The 16,417-nt window shown below is 66.8% G+C and carries 16 protein-coding genes; 14 read left to right on the top strand and 2 right to left on the bottom strand.

Features of this window, described 5'->3' with window-relative positions:
• Window positions 1–4: 4 nt before the first annotated feature.
• Together LVB87_RS02670 and LVB87_RS02665 are read left to right on the top strand one after the other, a co-directional pair.
• The gene (locus LVB87_RS02670; protein ID WP_232899374.1) at window positions 5–694 is read left to right on the top strand and encodes a potassium channel family protein; all 690 of its coding nucleotides are present in this window, start codon (window positions 5–7) and stop codon (window positions 692–694) included.
• Between the two features lie 82 nt (window positions 695–776).
• A complete protein-coding gene (locus LVB87_RS02665; RefSeq protein WP_232899373.1) occupies window positions 777–1,604 on the top strand; it encodes a hypothetical protein in 828 nt (275 codons plus the stop codon).
• On the opposite strand, the gene LVB87_RS02660 is transcribed toward LVB87_RS02665, so the two are convergent.
• Complete coding sequence (locus tag LVB87_RS02660; RefSeq protein ID WP_232899372.1) at window positions 1,605–2,180, bottom strand: hypothetical protein; 576 nt, start codon at window positions 2,178–2,180, stop codon at window positions 1,605–1,607. It lies immediately after the preceding gene.
• Between the two features lie 161 nt (window positions 2,181–2,341).
• Between LVB87_RS02660 and LVB87_RS02655 the strand changes: the two genes are divergently transcribed.
• The 7 genes from LVB87_RS02655 (at window position 2,342) to LVB87_RS02625 (ending at window position 9,862) form a co-directional block, all read left to right on the top strand.
• The gene (locus tag LVB87_RS02655; protein WP_232899371.1) at window positions 2,342–2,578 is read left to right on the top strand and encodes a hypothetical protein; all 237 of its coding nucleotides are present in this window, start codon (window positions 2,342–2,344) and stop codon (window positions 2,576–2,578) included.
• A gap of 74 nt (window positions 2,579–2,652) precedes the next feature.
• On the top strand, window positions 2,653–4,053 hold the full coding sequence (gene hemN / locus LVB87_RS02650; protein ID WP_232899370.1) for an oxygen-independent coproporphyrinogen III oxidase: 1,401 nt from the start codon (window positions 2,653–2,655) through the stop codon (window positions 4,051–4,053).
• Window positions 4,054–4,132: 79 nt separating this feature from the next.
• Entirely contained in the window at window positions 4,133–4,849 is a 717-nt protein-coding gene (locus LVB87_RS02645; protein WP_232900432.1) for a helix-turn-helix domain-containing protein, read from the top strand.
• A gap of 66 nt (window positions 4,850–4,915) precedes the next feature.
• A complete protein-coding gene (locus LVB87_RS02640) occupies window positions 4,916–7,216 on the top strand; it encodes a nitric-oxide reductase large subunit (protein WP_232899369.1) in 2,301 nt (766 codons plus the stop codon).
• Window positions 7,216–8,412 carry an NnrS family protein gene (locus LVB87_RS02635; RefSeq protein ID WP_232899368.1) on the top strand — a complete coding sequence of 399 codons (1,197 nt, stop codon included), beginning with the start codon at window positions 7,216–7,218 and terminating at the stop codon, window positions 8,410–8,412. Before LVB87_RS02640 ends, LVB87_RS02635 begins: the two co-directional genes overlap by 1 nt.
• Window positions 8,412–8,813, top strand: coding sequence for a SirB2 family protein (locus LVB87_RS02630; RefSeq protein WP_232899367.1), 402 nt, complete (start codon window positions 8,412–8,414; stop codon window positions 8,811–8,813). Before LVB87_RS02635 ends, LVB87_RS02630 begins: the two co-directional genes overlap by 1 nt.
• A complete protein-coding gene (locus LVB87_RS02625) occupies window positions 8,810–9,862 on the top strand; it encodes a pyridoxal-phosphate dependent enzyme (protein WP_232899366.1) in 1,053 nt (350 codons plus the stop codon). Before LVB87_RS02630 ends, LVB87_RS02625 begins: the two co-directional genes overlap by 4 nt.
• 3 nt (window positions 9,863–9,865) lie before the next feature.
• Here the strand turns inward: LVB87_RS02625 and LVB87_RS02620 are convergent, their stop codons facing one another.
• Window positions 9,866–11,068: an alginate export family protein gene (locus tag LVB87_RS02620; RefSeq protein WP_232899365.1), complete on the bottom strand. Its 1,203-nt coding sequence runs from the start codon at window positions 11,066–11,068 to the stop codon at window positions 9,866–9,868.
• A 184-nt stretch (window positions 11,069–11,252) separates the two neighbouring features.
• On the opposite strand from LVB87_RS02620, the gene nirK reads away from it, so the two are divergent.
• The 5 genes from nirK to ccoO all read left to right on the top strand — a co-directional run bounded on the left by nirK (window position 11,253) and on the right by ccoO (window position 16,417).
• Entirely contained in the window at window positions 11,253–12,761 is a 1,509-nt protein-coding gene (nirK, locus tag LVB87_RS02615) for a copper-containing nitrite reductase (protein ID WP_232899364.1), read from the top strand.
• A 1-nt stretch (window position 12,762) separates the two neighbouring features.
• Window positions 12,763–13,551 (top strand): formylglycine-generating enzyme family protein, encoded by a 789-nt coding sequence (locus LVB87_RS02610; RefSeq protein ID WP_232899363.1) that lies wholly within the window; start codon window positions 12,763–12,765, stop codon window positions 13,549–13,551.
• Window positions 13,548–14,123 (top strand): SCO family protein, encoded by a 576-nt coding sequence (locus LVB87_RS02605; protein ID WP_232899362.1) that lies wholly within the window; start codon window positions 13,548–13,550, stop codon window positions 14,121–14,123. The genes LVB87_RS02610 and LVB87_RS02605 overlap by 4 nt, the downstream gene beginning before the upstream one ends.
• 289 nt (window positions 14,124–14,412) lie before the next feature.
• Complete coding sequence (gene ccoN, locus LVB87_RS02600; RefSeq protein WP_232900431.1) at window positions 14,413–15,762, top strand: cytochrome-c oxidase, cbb3-type subunit I; 1,350 nt, start codon at window positions 14,413–14,415, stop codon at window positions 15,760–15,762.
• A 10-nt stretch (window positions 15,763–15,772) separates the two neighbouring features.
• Window positions 15,773–16,417, top strand: coding sequence for a cytochrome-c oxidase, cbb3-type subunit II (ccoO, locus tag LVB87_RS02595; RefSeq protein WP_232899361.1), 645 nt, complete (start codon window positions 15,773–15,775; stop codon window positions 16,415–16,417).

Genomic DNA, 16,417 nt, shown 5'->3' with positions numbered 1-16,417 from the left:
ACGCATGCGCACGCCTTTCGCCACTGCATTGCGTTGGCTCGGGCGCAACCGGCATGTCGTGTTGTTCTTCATGCTCGTGGCCACCATCGCGCTCGGGCCCGTACTCGCGGCGACCGGCAAGAGCGGACACGTCCTCAATATCTGCCTCGGCCTGACGCTGCTGGCGACCACGCTCGCGCCGATGCGCGACCGCACCGTGGCGCGTGCGTTCTTCGTTTTCGTCATGGCGACGATCCTGGTCGGGCTCGCGCCGATCGGCGGCGGCGTCGGCGACGCGGGGCCCGCGACGCTCGCACTGTGGTCGGCCATCGCCCTGTTCGCCGCCGCGCGCGCGGTGCGCTACGCGATGTCGAGCCGGCGCGTGGACATGCAGCACCTGATGGCCGCGCTGAATGCCTACCTGCTTGTCGGCGTCTTCCTCGGTGCGCTCTGGGCCGTGGTGGACCATGCATGGCCCGGGTCGGTGCTGTCGGGGGGTGCACCGATCGCGGGCGGACTGGCGGTGCCCGACGGCATCTACTTCAGCTTCGTGACGCTGGCGACCCTGGGCTACGGCGACATCGTGCCGGTCACCCCCGTGGCGCGCGGTATCGCGGTCTTCGAGGCGGTCTTCGGCCAGTTGTACCTGGCGGTCATGGTGGCGCGGCTGGTCAGCCTGCACATCGCGGCCGAACCCCGGGACCGGACGCCATGACCGATGGCAAACGGGCGGCCGGCCTGTCCGGGCAATGCCGGACCCCACGTTGTTTCCCATGTCCGATTACGAAGGAGGCGTCATGAGGACCGCAGCAGCTCTCGCACCGCTCACGCTGGCATTGCTCGCGCTCGCACCGACGAAGGCGCGCGCAGTGGAGCCGCTCGACGTCTTCAGCGCCCGCATCGGCGGCTACATCACCTCGTGGGACACCAACGTCCGCGCCGACGGCCGCACCGCGCGCGGGACCGACGTGGACATCCACAAGGACTTCGGCCTCGACGACAGCGGGACCATCGCGTACGTCGGACTGACCTGGCGTCCGTGGGAAAGCCACGAATTCGGGCTCACCTATTACACGGACGATGCCAAGGCCACGCGCACGATCACGCGCAACATCGAGTTCCAGGACACGCTATATCCGGTCAACAGTACGGTCAACGCGCACGCGGGGATCGACGCCTACGAGGCGTACTACGTCTGGTGGGCGGGGCAGCGCGACAACTGGGCGCTCGGCCCGCGCGTCGGCCTGATCTGGTATCGCCTCGATCTGTCGCTGCAGATGGTGGTGGATGCCAACGGCAACCAGGTCGGCGCCGGCTTCCGCGAAGAAGCCTCGGCGGACCTGCCGTCGATCACGCTCGGTGGCGCATGGCGCTGGACGCCCGGCGGCCACGGTCCGTGGCGCATCGGCGCCGACGTCGGCTACTTCAAGGCGAACATCAACGATGTCGACGCCAACGTGACCTTCGGCCGCATCGGCGTCGAATACTTCCCGTGGGAACAGGCGGGCTTCTCGCTCGATTACACGCGCAGCAAGATCAGCGCCGATGCCAGCAAGAGCCACTTCGTCGGCAACGTCGACTTCATCGATGCGGGCCTGAAGCTCGGGTTCGTCTATCGCTGGTAATCACTTCCCTTCGGGAAGATAGGCCTTCGGCAGTGGCAGGTCGGGCGACTCGGCCTGCCACATCAGCGAGACGATCCACCAGCGCTTGCCGTCGAACATCAGCTGCAGCGTGTTGATGCCGCGCAGCACGTGGCCGTCCGCCAGGATGTACGCTTCGTAGGTGCTGAAGACGGTGGCGATGTTGCCGAAGCGCTCGACCTTGCGCGCGAGTTCGCGTTCCTGGAAGCCCTTCTCGAGGAGCAGCGGACCGGACGTCGCCACGTAGTCGTTCACCGTCATCAGGCGGATGCCGATGACGTCCTTCGTCTTGCCGCCGACCGGCATCATCCGGCCGCCGGGGATGAACAGCGAACGCATGCGGTTCCAGTCGCGCGCCTGTCCGGCGGGGCCGGAGATCACGTCGTAGAGCGCGGCCATGAGGCCATCGAGCGTCGCGACGTCGGCATCCTTCGCGGGCGGCACCGTGGTGACCACCGGTTGCGGCGGCGGGCCGTCGGGCTGCGCCTGGGCGAAGGCGGGCGTTGCGAGGGCGAGCAGGACCGTGCCGGCGAAGAGCGGCGCGAAAGCAGGACGCATGGTGGATCCCCGGTGTCGAATGCGGCATTGAAGCAATCGCGCGAGGTGGCACACAGGGGCAGAAGTCATCGGTCCCGAAGTCATGTGCGCTTGACCTGCATCAGCGCGCCGGGGCAGGGGAATCCGCACTGTGCGTCCACCTCATCCGTGGAGCCCCGCCCATGCAGTACCTCGTGACCTCCATCGCCGCCGGCGCCGCGGCGCAATCGATCGGCGAAGTGTTGTGCATGCTCGATCCCGCCGCGCTGGTGGACGTCGACAACCTGGGGCGCCTGCGACTCTCCACGTCCCTCGTCGAGGACGACATCGTCACCGTCCTGGCCCGCGCCGGCGTCGCCGTACCCCATGCGAGCGTGCATCGCCTGGCCTCGGAATGTTGCGGCGGCTGTGGCGGATGAGGGGGCCGGATGAACGCGGCATGCGTTTGATCCGGATCAAGGCGGGTGCCCCGCGCGCTGCCTAGTCTGGCGCCATGGACATCGCCCCGACCCTCTGCGACACCGACCTGCTGCGCCGCTACGACGTGCCGGGTCCGCGTTACACCTCGTATCCCACGGCCCCGCATTTCCACGGCGGCTTCGGCGAGCGCGAGTTCCGCGAAGCGGCCGCGGCGAGCAACGGCGATCCGATCCCGCGCCGCCTGTCGCTGTACGTGCACGTGCCGTTCTGCGAAAGCCCGTGCTTCTACTGCGGCTGCAACCGCATCATCACGCGCGACAAGGCGCGCGGCGAAGCCTACCTGGCGCGCCTGTTCCGCGAGATCGACCTGGTCTCGCAGTGCTTCGACCGCGACCGCGAGCTGATCCAGCTGCATTTCGGTGGCGGCACGCCCAACTTCCTCTCGCCCGTGCAATTGCGTGAAGTGGTGGAGACGGTGCGCGGCCACTTCCGTTTCGGCGACGCGCGCGAAATGGACCTGTCGATCGAACTCGATCCGCGCCACGTCACGCCGGCCGACATCGCCGTGCTCGCCGACATCGGCTTCAACCGCGCCAGCCTGGGCGTGCAGGACTTCGACATCGCGGTGCAGAAGGCCGTCAATCGCGAGCAGAGCGTGGAGGAAACGGACGCCGTGATCCAGGCGTGCCGTGCGAACGGCTTCCGCTCGGTCAACGTCGATCTCATCTATGGCCTGCCGAAGCAGACGCTCGAAGGCTTCGGCACCACGCTCGACATCGTCGCGGCCATGCGCCCGGATCGCGTCGCGGTCTACGGTTACGCGCACATGCCGAACCTGTTCCGCGCGCAGAACCAGATCATCGCCGCCGACCTGCCGGATCCGGAAGGCAAGCTCGCGCTGCTGCAACTCGCCATCCGCAAGCTGACGGACGCGGGCTATGTCTACATCGGCATGGACCACTTCGCGCTGCCCGACGACGAGCTCGCCACCTCGCAGGCGCGCGGCGGGCTGCACCGCAATTTCATGGGCTACACCACGCACGCCGACAGCGACCTCATCGGCGTGGGCGTGAGCGCCATCAGCCACGTCGGCGAGACCTTCAGCCAGAACCCGCGCGACCTCGCGGGCTGGCAGGCCGCCCTGGACGAAGGCCGCCTGCCGGTATTCCGCGGCATGCGCCTGAGCGAAGACGACCAGCTGCGCGCCGACCTCATCCAGGCCCTGATGTGCCACGGCACGATTCCGATCGATGCGCTGGAGCGGCGCTACGACATCGTGTTCGCGGACTATTTCGCCGAATCCCTGCGCAAGCTGGCGCCGCTCGAGAAGGACGGCTTGGTGCGGGTGGAACGCCACCGGATCGTCGCCACGTCCCGCGGCCGCCTGCTCCTGCGTAATATCGCGATGTGCTTCGACCGATACCTCGCCGAGCCGAACCCCGTGGCCACGCCGCGCTTCTCGCGCGCGATCTGACGTGGCGGAGCGCAACGCCGTGACCACGACCCCTGATTCGAATTCGAACCGGGTCGCCTTCCCGCGCACCGACGCCAGGGTGCTCGCGGACGACGGCGATACGCTCCGCTTCTGCTCGACCTGCGCGTTTTCGCAGGCCTGCCTCGACCAGGGCATGGACAAGAGCGCCCTGATGGACCTGCACGTCCTCGTCGAACACGTGGGCCCGCTGCATGCGGGCGAGCATGTGTTCCGCGAGGGCGATCATTTCGACGCGATCGCGGCGGTGCGCGCGGGCACGGTGAAGACCTACGTGGTCGACCGCGATGGCCACGAACACGTGCTCGGCTTCCACCTGCCGGGCGAAGTCATCGGGCTGGATGCGATCGACGGCGAGCACTACCCGTGCAATGCCATCGCGCTCGACACCGTCATGCTCTGCCGCTTCTCCTTCCCGAAGATCGCCGTGCTCGCCACGCAGGTGCCGGGCCTGCAGCGGCAACTCTTCCGTTTGCTGAGCCGCGACATCGGGCGGGCGGCGCTGCTGGCCGGCGACTGGTCGGCGGACCAGCGCCTGGCGGCCTTCCTCATCGGGTTGTCGCGGCGACTCGCCGCGCGCGGCTTCTCGCCGAACCGCTTCCAGCTGACGATGCCGCGCACCGACATCGCGAACTACCTGCGCCTGGCGCCCGAAACCGTCAGTCGCGTGCTGCGTCGCTTCCAGCAGGACGGGCTGGTGCGCGTGGAGCGCCGCGAGCTCGAAATCGCCGACCGCGCCGGTCTGGAAAACCTCGCGGCGCCCATTCTGCGGACTTGATCCCGGTCAAGGCGCTTCCCCCTGCGCGCGCGGAGCATGCACGCGTGCACTAATGGGAGAAGTGACATGGGCAGTACCCGCAAGTTGTGGTTGGGGCTGGCCGCATTGCTCGTCGTGTCGTTCGGGGTGTTGCTGTGGGCGGGCGGGGAAATCTTCCGCACCGCGCCACCGATCCCCGAACAGGTGACCAGCACCAGCGGCCAGGTGGTCTACACGCGTGCCGACATCGAACGCGGACGCCAGGTCTGGCAATCGATGGGCGGCATGCAGCTCGGTTCGATCTGGGGACACGGCGGTTACGTCGCGCCCGACTGGAGCGCCGACTGGTTGCATCGCGAAGCGGTCGCGGTGCTCGACCTGTGGGCGCGACAGGAAGATGCGCCGTCGTACGACAAGCTGCCGGCGGAGCGCCAGGCGGCGTTGCGCGGGCGCTTGCAGGAATCGTTCCGCCACAACACTTTCGATGCGAAGACCGGCACGATCCTGCTGCCGGAAGAGCGCGTGATCGCGATTTCGAACGTCGCGGCGCATTACGAGAGCCTGTTCGGCAACGATCCGACCACGCAGAAGCTGCGCGAAGCCTACGCGATGAAGAACGACACGGTGCCCGATGCGGAACATCGTCGCGCGCTCACTGCGTTCTTCTGGTGGACCGCCTGGGCCGCCGGCACCGAGCGACCCGCCGACGCCGTGGCACTCCCGGGTGCGAAGGCGGTGACCTACACCAACAACTGGCCCAGCGAACCGCTGGTGGGCAACACGCCGCCGCCTTCATTGTTCCTGTGGTCGGTGTTCAGCGTGTTGTTCCTGATCGCGGGCATCGGCCTGCTCGGCTGGCACCACGCGCGCTCGCACGCGAACGAGAAGCCGCACACGATCCCGAGCAGCGATCCGCTGGCGGCATTGCGCGTGACGCCTTCGATGCGCGCCACCGCGAAGTACTTCTGGACCGTGCTCGCACTGTTCCTCGTGCAGATCCTGCTCGGCGCGATGACCGCGCACTTCCAGGTCGAAGGCCAGCAGGCCTACGGCTTCCAGTTGTCGGACATCCTGCCGTACTCGATCACGCGCACGTGGCATACACAGTTGGCAGTGTTGTGGATTGCGGTTGCGTGGCTCGGCACGGGCTTGTACATCGCGCCTGCGCTGTCGGGGCACGAACCCAAGTTCCAACGACTCGGTGTGAACTTCCTCTGGGCGTGTTTGCTCGTCATCGTCGTCGGCGCCTTCGCGGGCCAGTGGTTGGCGGTGATGCAGAAGCTCGGCCTGGCGAACAACTTCTGGTGGGGCCACCAGGGTTGGGAATACGCGGACATGGGCCGCTTCTGGCAGTGGTTCCTGTTCATCGGCCTGCTGCTGTGGCTCACGCTCGTCGGACGCGCGCTGTGGCCCGTGCTGCGTGGACCGAAGACCGACACCAAGGCGATCGTCGGCCTGCTGTTCCTCTCCACCGTGTGCATCGGCCTGTTCTTCGGCGCGGCGCTGATGTGGGGCGAGCACACGCACATCTCCGAAGTGGAGTACTGGCGCTGGTGGCTCGTGCACCTGTGGGTGGAAGGCTTCTTCGAAGTGTTCGCCACCGCGGTGATGGCGCTGATCTTCACGCGCCTGGGCCTGGTGGAAGCGAAGTCGGCGACGACGGCCACCCTGTTCGCCACCATCGTGTTCATGTCCGGTGGCGTGCTGGGCACCTTGCATCATCTGTACTTCGTCGGCACACCGACGGCGGTGGTGGCGCTCGGTGCGAGCTTCAGTGCGCTGGAAGTGGTGCCGCTGGCCTACATCGGCTTCGAGGCCTATCACTCGTACAAGCTCGGCCATGCCACGCCGTGGATGGCGCGCTATCGCTGGCCGATCCTGTTCTTCGTCGCGGTGTCGTTCTGGAACCTGGTGGGCGCGGGCCTGTTCGGCTTCCTCATCAATCCGCCGCTGTCGCTGTACTACATGCAGGGCCTGAACCTCACGCCGCTCCATGGCCATACCGCGCTGTTCGGCGTATACGGCATGCTCGGGATCGCGCTGATGCTGTTCTGCATGCGCGGCCTGCGCGGGCAGATGCACTGGAACACGCGCCCGCTGAAAGTCGCCTTCTGGTGCTTCAACATCGGGCTGACGATGATGGCGCTGTTCACGCTGTTGCCGCTGGGCATCCTGCAGTTGCTGGCCACGCTCGAGCACGGCTACGCCTACGCGCGCTCCGAAGCGTTCATGCAGCAGCCGATCATCGACATGCTGGTGTGGATGCGCGTGCCGGGCGACACGATCTTCAGCGTCGGTGCGCTCGCGCTGTGCTGGTTCGTGTTCCGCCTGTGGGTCGCGCCGAAGCCGGCGCGCGTGCAGGGCGGTGCGCCCGAGGTCGAAGGCTGATGCAACACGTGCTGCAAGCCCCGCATCGCATGATGTTCTTCATCGGTGCGGGGAATGTGCTCCTGGCGATGGCCTGGTGGGCGGCGTGGCTGGTCTCGGCACGCTGGCCCGAGGTCTTGCAGATGGTGCAGCCGGCCCAGTACGCGGGCTGGCTGCATGCCATCGTCATGCAGTACCAGGTGCTCGCGAGTTTCGTGTTTGGTTTCCTGTTGACGGTCTTCCCGCGCTGGATGGGCTTGCCCGACTTGCCGCGGGTACGTTACGTGCCCGTCGGCATCGGCGTGTTCGGCGGGCAGATCGCGACCTTGTGCGGCGTGCTGGGTTGGGCGCCGGGCATCGTGGTCGGGCTTGCGATGACCCTCGCCGGATGGACGTGGGGACTGGTGTTGCTTGCCTCGCTGGTGCTGCGCGAACGCGGGACGACGTGGCATGCGCGCTCGGCGCTGGCGGCCCTCACGCTCGGTTGGATCGGCTTGTGCGCGTGGGCGATGTTCATCGCGGGCGGTTCGCCGATGTGGGCCTTCGCGAGCATCAAGCTCGGGACCTTCGGTTTCCTGTTGCCGATGTATCTGACGGTCGCGCATCGCATGTTTCCGTTCTTCGCAGGCAACGCGGTGCAGGGATACACGCCGTGGCGACCCTTGTGGTTGCTTGCGGCGTTTTTCGGACTGGTGTTGCTGCACCTGGTGCTCGAACTGTTCCATGCCTACGCGTGGTCGTGGGCGGCGGACCTGCCTTTGCTCGTGCTCACCACGTACGTGTGCTGGCGCTGGTGGCCGCGTGGCCGCGCGCCGGGCATCCTGCTGGTGCTTTTCCTCGGACTGGCGTGGTTGCCGGTGACCTTCGCGCTTTACTTCGCGCAGAGCGTCGCTTACCTGCTGACCGGCGTGTACATGCTCGGCCGCGCGCCGGCGCATGCCTTGTTCATCGGCTTCTTCGGCAGCGTGCTGGTGGCGATGGTGACGCGCGTGACGCAGGGACATTCCGGGCGTCCGCTGGTGATGCCGCCGGTGGCGTGGTTCGCGTTCGCAGCACTGCAGCTCGTGGCCATCCTGCGCATCGCCGCGGAGGTCACCGACGATCCGATGCGCTGGCAGGCCATCGCCGCGCTCGGATGGCTGATTGCGCTGGGGCCCTGGGTGGTGCGCCTGGGCCGCATCTATCTCGCGCCGCGCATCGACGGGAAGCCGGGCTGATGGAAGCCTTCTATCTCCAGATCAAGCTCTTTCATATCTTCGTTGCGCTGCTCAGCGGCAGCCTGTTCGCGTTGCGCGGTGGCTTTTCGCTCGCGGGTGCGCGTTGGCCGAATGCCGCGCCCGTGCGCTGGTTGAGCTATTCGATCGACACGGCGCTGCTCACCGCGGCGCTCATGCTGCTCACGATCCTGCCGCACGCGACCTTCGCGAACGGGTGGTTGTGGGTGAAGCTCGGGCTCGTGGTGTCCTACGTGGTGCTCGGTGTGTTCGCCATGCGGGGCGCGAAGTCGACGGGCATGCGCGTGCTGTCCTACCTCGCCGCGCTCGCTGTGTTCGCTTCGATCTACGCCACCGCGCGTTCCCACCAACCGCTCGGCCTCGTACATTGGTGGTTCGGATGAAGCGCCCGGAGCGTGACTGGGTGCGCGAAGCGGTGGAACGCCTGCGCCGCGAAGCCACGCGTTCGGCCGACACGCACCTGCTGCGGCTCGACCTGCCGGCGTTCCCGGACATCGCGTTCTACTTCAAGGACGAGGCCGCGCACCCGACGGGCAGCCTCAAGCATCGCCTGGCGCGTTCCCTGTTCCTGTATGCCCTGTGCAACGGGCGCCTGCGCGAAGGGCAGGCCGTCGTCGACGCCTCGTCGGGCAGCACCGCCATTTCCGAAGCCTGGTTCGCGCGCATGCTCGGCCTGCCATTCACCGCCGTCATGCCCGCCTGCACCGCGCCGCGCAAGATCGCGGATGTGCAGGCGCTCGGTGGGACCTGCGATCTCGTCGACGATCCCAACGACGTGCATGCGCGCGCCGCCTGGCATGCGGCGAACGGCGCCTGCCATCTCGATCAGTTCGCACTCGCCGAGCGCGCGACCGACTGGCGCGGCAACAACAACATCGCAGAATCGATCCTGCGACAGATGGCGCTGGAACCGGACCCGGAACCGGCGTGGATCGTGTGCGGCGCCGGCACCGGCGGCACATCGGCCACCATCGGGCGTTACCTGCGCTACCAGGGACTCTCGACGCGCTTGTGCGTCGCCGAGCCCACGGGCGGTGCGTTCGCCGAAGGCTGGCGGACGCGCAATCCATCCGTGCGCGCCTCGCGCGGCACGGTCATCGAAGGTATCGGCCGCCCGCGCGTGGAGCCGGGCTTCCTGTTCGACATTGTGGATGCGGTGGTGGAAGTCGACGACGTCGAATCCATCGCGGGCGCGTGGTGGCTCGAAGGTTGGCTCGGCCGCCGCTATGGCGGTTCGTCGGGTACCAATCTGGCGGCCTGCCTGCATATCGCGGCCGACATGCAGGCGCGCGGCGAGCGGGGCAGCATCGTCAGCCTGCTGTGCGACCGCGGCGAGCGCTATGCGCAGACTCTGTTCGATCCGAAGTGGCTGCAGGCGCGCGGCCTGGATCCGAAGGCCGCGCACGCATTGCTTCCGCCGATTCCCTGCTGACCTTCAGTGCTGCCACTCGAGCTGGAACCACAGCTTGGTGGTGTCGCGCGCGAAGGTGTCGGCGTTGTAGTCGGCCACCTTCATCAGGCCCTTGAGCTTCTCGACGATGGGGAAGCCGAAGGACGCGTTCCATTCACTGCCGTAGTGGCCGCCGACGTTGCCGCTGCTGTTGTCGGCACGATAGTCGTGCCACGCCACGATCCACTCGCACTTCGCGCAGCCGGCCTTCGTGGTCACGCTCGCATAGGTGTCGTCGAGGCCGCCCGGCGGCGTCGCGTTGGCGAACTTGTCGGCCCAGCCGTTGAAGGGGTGCAGTGTCGCGAGCGGCGTCTGCAGCGCGTGCCGGCCGTTGCCACCCAGGTGTTCCCAACCCGCGCGCACGCTGGTCTCGCCCCACGCATACGCCGGTTCGACCAGCCAGTACGCATGCGAGAAGGACAGCGGGTTGTCGGCCCAGTCGCTCTGGTGCGCGTATTCCGCCGCAAGCGACGGGCCGTGGCCATCGCGCAAGCGATTGGCCGTCATGCGCAGGCCGTACGTGGCCGTCGAAGCGGCGGCCACGTCCTGGTCGTCGTGCAGCAAGGCATAGCCGCGCAGCTGGATCGACTTCGGCATCCAGGCGAGATCGAAGGCGTGCGTCGACAGATTGCGTTCGCGCGCCAGGGGATCGATCGCCTTGTCGCCGTTCACGCGATGCACGCGATCGAGGTAGGCGTAGTGCACGCTCCAGTCGTTGGCGAACTTGCCTTCGAAAGACAGCGCATCGAAGGTCTGTTCGTTCTGGCGCCAGCCGCTGTTGCCCACCCAGCGCTGGTTGCCGAACTGCACGCGCTGCCGCCCGACCATCGCCAACAGGCGATCGTTCTTCCACGCGACGAGTGCCTGGTTGAGTTCGGCGCCTTCGGCATCGGCGATCACCGGATAACCGCGGCGTCCGTTGGCGGTGCTGTCGTAACTGCCGCCTGCGGCAATGCCTTCGCCTTCGACGAGCGCCGACCAGTGGTCGGTGAAGTTCGCGCGCAGGCCCAGGCGCAGGCGTAACGTCGTGGCATCGGCGTCGCGCGCGAACGCGGCGTCGTCCACCGCTTCGTGGCGCAGGCGCACGTTCCACTCGGTGGAGAACATGGAAGGCTTGCCGGCGTCCTGCGCATGGGCGCACCACGGCAGGCAGGCGGCAAGGATGAGGCAGGAACGCATGGTGCGCATGACGGCTCTCCGTTCTGGATGCGCATACGGTCGGCCTCCCGCGCAAGCACGGCCTTGACGCTGATCAATTCGCCGCGGGTGGCCGGTTTGAAACGTAACTGCGGTTGATCTGGATCAGGAAACGCCGCCCCAAGCGGCGGCATCCTTCATCCATCGGGCATTCGCCCCGAAAAGGGAAACCACCATGGCACGACGCTTCCGCACCCTGATCCTGGCCGCGTCCTGCGCGCTCGCGCTGGTCGCCTGCGGCGGTAAGGAGACTACGCCCGTCGCGACGAGCACCGACACCGGCGGCTCGCTGAAAGGCGACTTCGGCCCGCCGCAAGGCCCCGACGTGAAAGCAATACTCACCTCGCCACCAATGGTGCCTCCCCCGACCGGGCGGAAAGCGCCGGCGCGCGTGATCGTCGAACTCAACGTCGTCGAAAAGGAAATGCCGATTTCGGAAGGCGTGACTTACACCTTCTGGACCTTCGGCGGCACCGTGCCGGGCAATTTCATCCGTGTGCGCCAGGGCGACACCGTGGTGTTGCACTTGCGCAACATGCCGGACAGCAAGATGCCCCACAACATCGACTTGCACGGCGTGACGGGTCCGGGTGGCGGCGCTGCCTCCAGTTTCACTGCACCGGGCCATGTGTCGCGCTTCACGTTCAAGGCGCTCAACGCGGGCCTGTTCGTCTACCACTGCGCGACCGCGCCGGTGGGCATGCACGTCGCCAACGGCATGTACGGCCTGATCCTCGTCGAACCACCGGAAGGCATGCCGCCGGTGGACCGCGAGTACTACGTGATGCAGGGCGACTTCTATACGAAGGGCGCGTATCGGGAGAAGGGATTGCAGCCCTTCGACATGGAAAAGGCGATCGCGGAGAACCCGACTTACGTGCTGTTCAACGGCAAGGAAGGTGCGCTCACTGGCGACCAGGCGTTGAAGGCGAAGACCGGTGAAACGGTGCGCCTGTACGTTGGCAACGGCGGCCCGAACCTCGTGTCCAGCTTCCATGTCATCGGCGAAATCTTCGACAAGGTGTGGCTGGAAGGCGGTACGCACTTCCAGGAGAACGTGCAGACCACGCTGATCCCTGCGGGCGGTGCGGCGATCATGGACTTCCACCTCGAAGTGCCGGGCAGCTACATGCTGGTCGACCACTCGATCTTCCGCGCCTTCAACAAGGGCGCACTCGCGGTGCTGAAGGCCGACGGGCCGGAACGCAAGGACATCTATTCCGGCAAGGAAGTCGATGCGGTGTACCTCGGCGATCGCGCGGCGCCCAGCCTCGCGGCCGTGGAAAAGGCATCCGAAGCATCCACCACCGGTGCGCTGACCGTCGACGACCAGGTGAAGGCGGGCCAGGCCTTGTTCGCCGGCACGTGTTCCACCTGCCACCAGCCGGATGGAGCGGGCATGCCGGGCGTGTTCCCGCCGCTGGCGAAGTCGGATTACATCGCAGGCGATCCCAAGCGCGTGCCGAACGCGATCCTGCATGGCGTGACCGGCAAGGTCACCGTCAACGGCAAGGAATACAACTCGGTCATGCCGCCGATGAGCCAGCTCACGGACGACGAGGTCGCGAACATCGCCACCTACGTGCTCAACAGTTGGGGCAATCCGGGCGGCAAGGTCACCAAGGAAGAAGCCGCCGCGATCCGCGCGAAGGCGACCGCCAGCACGGGCGGCGAAGAGCACTGAGATGCGCGCGACGCTCGCCGGCTGCCTCGTGTTCGCCTGCATCGCTGCGGGGGCAGCGATCGCAGGCGCCACGGCGCCGCGTTATGTCGGCCTGCCGGGTGGATCGTTCCGCACTGCGTTGCGGTACGAGGACTACAAGGGCAAGCCGGCGCGCGTCGCGCCGTTCGCGCTGATGCGCACGCCGGTGACGAACGGGCAGTTCCTCGAGTTCGTGCGCGCGCATCCAGAATGGCGACGCGATCGCGTGCCGGAGGTTTTCGCCGAAACGCGCTACCTGCAGCACTGGGCAGCCCCCGATGCACTCGGCCCGGATGCGAAGCCCGACCAACCCGTCACCTGGGTGAGCTGGTTCGCCGCCGATGCGTATTGCCGTTCCATCGGCGCGCGCCTGCCGACGTGGCTCGAATGGGAATTCGCGGCGGCCGCGGACGAAACGCATCGCGATGCGCGCAAGGATCCCGCGTGGCGCGAGCGCATCCTCGCCTGGTATTCGCGTCCGTCGAACCAGGCGTTGCCGCGCGCAGGCCTGCAGGCGCCGAACGTCTACGGCGTGCAGGACCTGCACGGCCTGGTGTGGGAATGGACCGACGATTTCTCGTCCTTGCTGGTCGCCGGCGACAACCGCGACCAGGGCGATCCGGACAAGAAGCAATTCTGCGGCGCGGGTGCGTTGTCGATGGACGACCGCGAGAACTACGCCGTGCTGATGCGCGTGGCGATGCTGTCCTCGCTCGAGGCCCACGACGCCACCACCAACCTGGGATTCCGATGCGCGAGGAGCGCTCCATGAAGCGAATGAACGCGGTCGTCGCCGCGCTGCTGCTGTTCGGCGCGACGACGCTGGCACTGGCTGCAAAGCCTGCACCCTTGCCCAGCGATTCGGTCTACAGGCTCGCGCTGCCGCTGACCGACGCACAGGGCAAGAAGAACGACTGGAGCCAACTGCGCGGCAAGCCGCGCGTGGTCGCGATGTTCTACACGTCCTGCCCCTACATGTGCCCGCTGATCGTGGAAGGCGGCAAGGCCGTCGAACACGCGCTGTCGCCTGCCGAGCGCGCGAAGGTGGGCGTCGTACTGATCAGCCTGGACCCGAAGCACGACACGCCGGAGAAGCTCCGCGCGATGGCCGCCGAGCGCCACGTCGACCCCACGCAATGGACCCTCGCCGCGCCCGCGCCCGACGACGTCCGCAAGGTGGCCGGTGTTCTCGGTGTGCGCTATCGGGAGCTGGCGGACGGCAACTTCAACCACACCAGTGCGCTGGTGCTGCTGGACGCGGACGGGCGGATCGTCGCCCGCACCGAGCAGGTCGGCGCCAAGCCGGATCCCGCCTTCGTGGAGGCGGTGCGCAAGCAGTTGTAAAGGCCCAGCAACGCCCGTGCCAGAACGTGTCCGCCCCGGCGCGTTTTTTCGTTGAATCCAGTATCCCGATCGCTCCGCCCTCCAGTCGGCGGGGCCAATTTGATTCGGATCAAGGCGAAGCGGCCGTAAGACCGGAAAACTGCGCACATTCACAAGCGGGGGCATCATGAGCGACGTTGTGCAAGCGGCCGGAGTGGTGCAGCCCGCCGAAGTCCGGCGACCCGTGGTCTACAACGACAAGGTCGTCCTCCAGTTCTCGCTCGCGACGATCCTCTGGGGCATCGTCGGCATGGGCGTCGGCTTGTTCATCGCCGCGCAGCTGTACTGGCCGACGCTGGCCGAGGGCATTCCGTGGCTGTCCTATGGTCGCCTGCGTCCGCTGCACACCAACGCGGTGATCTTCGCCTTCGGCGGCAGTGCGCTGATGGCCACGTCGCTGCACGTCGTGCAACGCACCTGTTATGCGCGCCTGATCTCCGACAAGCTCGCCAGCTTCGTGTTCTGGGGCTGGCAGGCGGTGATCGTCTCGGCTGCGATCACCTTGCCGCTGGGCATGACGCAGGGCAAGGAATACGCCGAGCTCGAGTGGCCGATCGACATCCTGATCACGATCGTCTGGGTCGCCTACGCGGTGCTGTTCTTCGGCACGATCACCAAGCGCCAGGGCCGGCACATCTACGTGGCGAACTGGTTCTACGGCAGCTTCATCATCGCCATCGCGCTGTTGCACATCGTCAACAACGTCGCGATCCCGGTGAGCTTCGACAAGTCCTACATCGTCTACACCGGCGCGGTGGATGCGATGGTGCAGTGGTGGTACGGCCACAACGCGGTCGGCTTCTTCCTGACCGCGGGCTTCCTCGGGATGATGTACTACTACGTGCCCAAGCAGGCCGGGCGCCCGGTGTATTCGTATCGCCTGTCGATCGTGCACTTCTGGGCGCTGATCGCGGTGTACATGTGGGCGGGCCCGCACCACCTGCAGTACACGGCGCTGCCGGACTGGGCGCAGTCGCTGGGCATGGTGTTCTCGCTGATCCTGCTCGCGCCTTCGTGGGGCGGTGCGTTGAACGGCATCCTCACGCTGTCGGGCGTCTGGTACAAGCTGCGCACCGACCCGATCCTGAAGTTCCTCATCGTCGCGATCAGCTTCTACATGATCGCCACCTTCGAGGGGCCGATGATGTCGATCAAGACGGTCAACTCGCTCTCGCACTACACCGACTGGACGGTCGGCCACGTGCACGCCGGCGCGCTCGGCTGGGTGGCGATGATCTCGGTGGGTTCCATCTACGCGATGCTGCCAAAGCTGCTCGGTGCGCCGCGCATGTATTCGATCAAGTGGATCGACGCGCACTTCTGGCTGCACACGCTGGGCGTGGTGTTCTACATCGTCGCGATGTGGATCGCCGGCGTCATGCAGGGCCTGATGTGGCGCGCCACCAATCCCGACGGCACGCTGACCTACAGCTTCGTGGAAGGCCTGCAGGCGACCTATCCCTATTACCTGGTGCGCTTCGGCGGCGGCGCGCTCGTGCTCTCCGGCATGTTCCTGATGGCCTTCAACGTCTGGAAGACCTACGCCATGGCGAAGGCGCCCGCAGGCGACCTCGCCGCCACCGCCAAAGCCCCCGCCTGAGACTGCATGCATGGAAACCAAAGAGCCTTCCGTCCCGGCGCCCCACAACCCGCACGAGCGGATCGAGAAGAACATCGGCCTGATGGCGGTGCTCATCGCGGTCGTCGTGTCCTTCGGCGGCCTGGCGGAAATCGTGCCGTTGATGTTCCAGGCCGAAACCATCCAGCCGCTGCCGGGCGTGAAGCCCTATCCGGCGCTGCAACTCGCCGGCCGCGACGTGTACATCCGCGAAGGTTGCTACAACTGCCATTCGCAGATGATACGCACGCTGCGCTTCGAAACCGAACGCTATGGCCACTACTCGCTGGCCGGTGAATCGGTGTACGACCATCCCTTCCAGTGGGGCAGCAAGCGCACGGGTCCCGACCTGGCGCGCGTGGGCGGCCGCTACTCGGACGACTGGCATCGCGTGCACCTGATCGATCCGCGTTCGGTGGTGCCCGAGTCGAACATGCCGTCCTTCCCGTGGCTCGCCGACGCGCCGGTCGATGGTGATCGCATCAAGTCGCACATGCAGGCGCTGAAGACGCTGGGCGATCCGTACACCGATGCGGAGATCGCCAATGCGCCGAACGATGTGCGCGGAAAGACCGAACTCGATGCCGTGGTCGCCTACCTGCAAGGCCTCGGCAAACACGCTCCGAGGGGCAACTGA

Source organism: Lysobacter sp. KIS68-7 (assembly GCF_021284745.1).
Classification (GTDB): domain Bacteria; phylum Pseudomonadota; class Gammaproteobacteria; order Xanthomonadales; family Xanthomonadaceae; genus Noviluteimonas.
The sequence above is the reverse complement of the archived record's forward strand: the minus strand, read 5'-3'. Positions and strand labels throughout refer to the sequence as shown.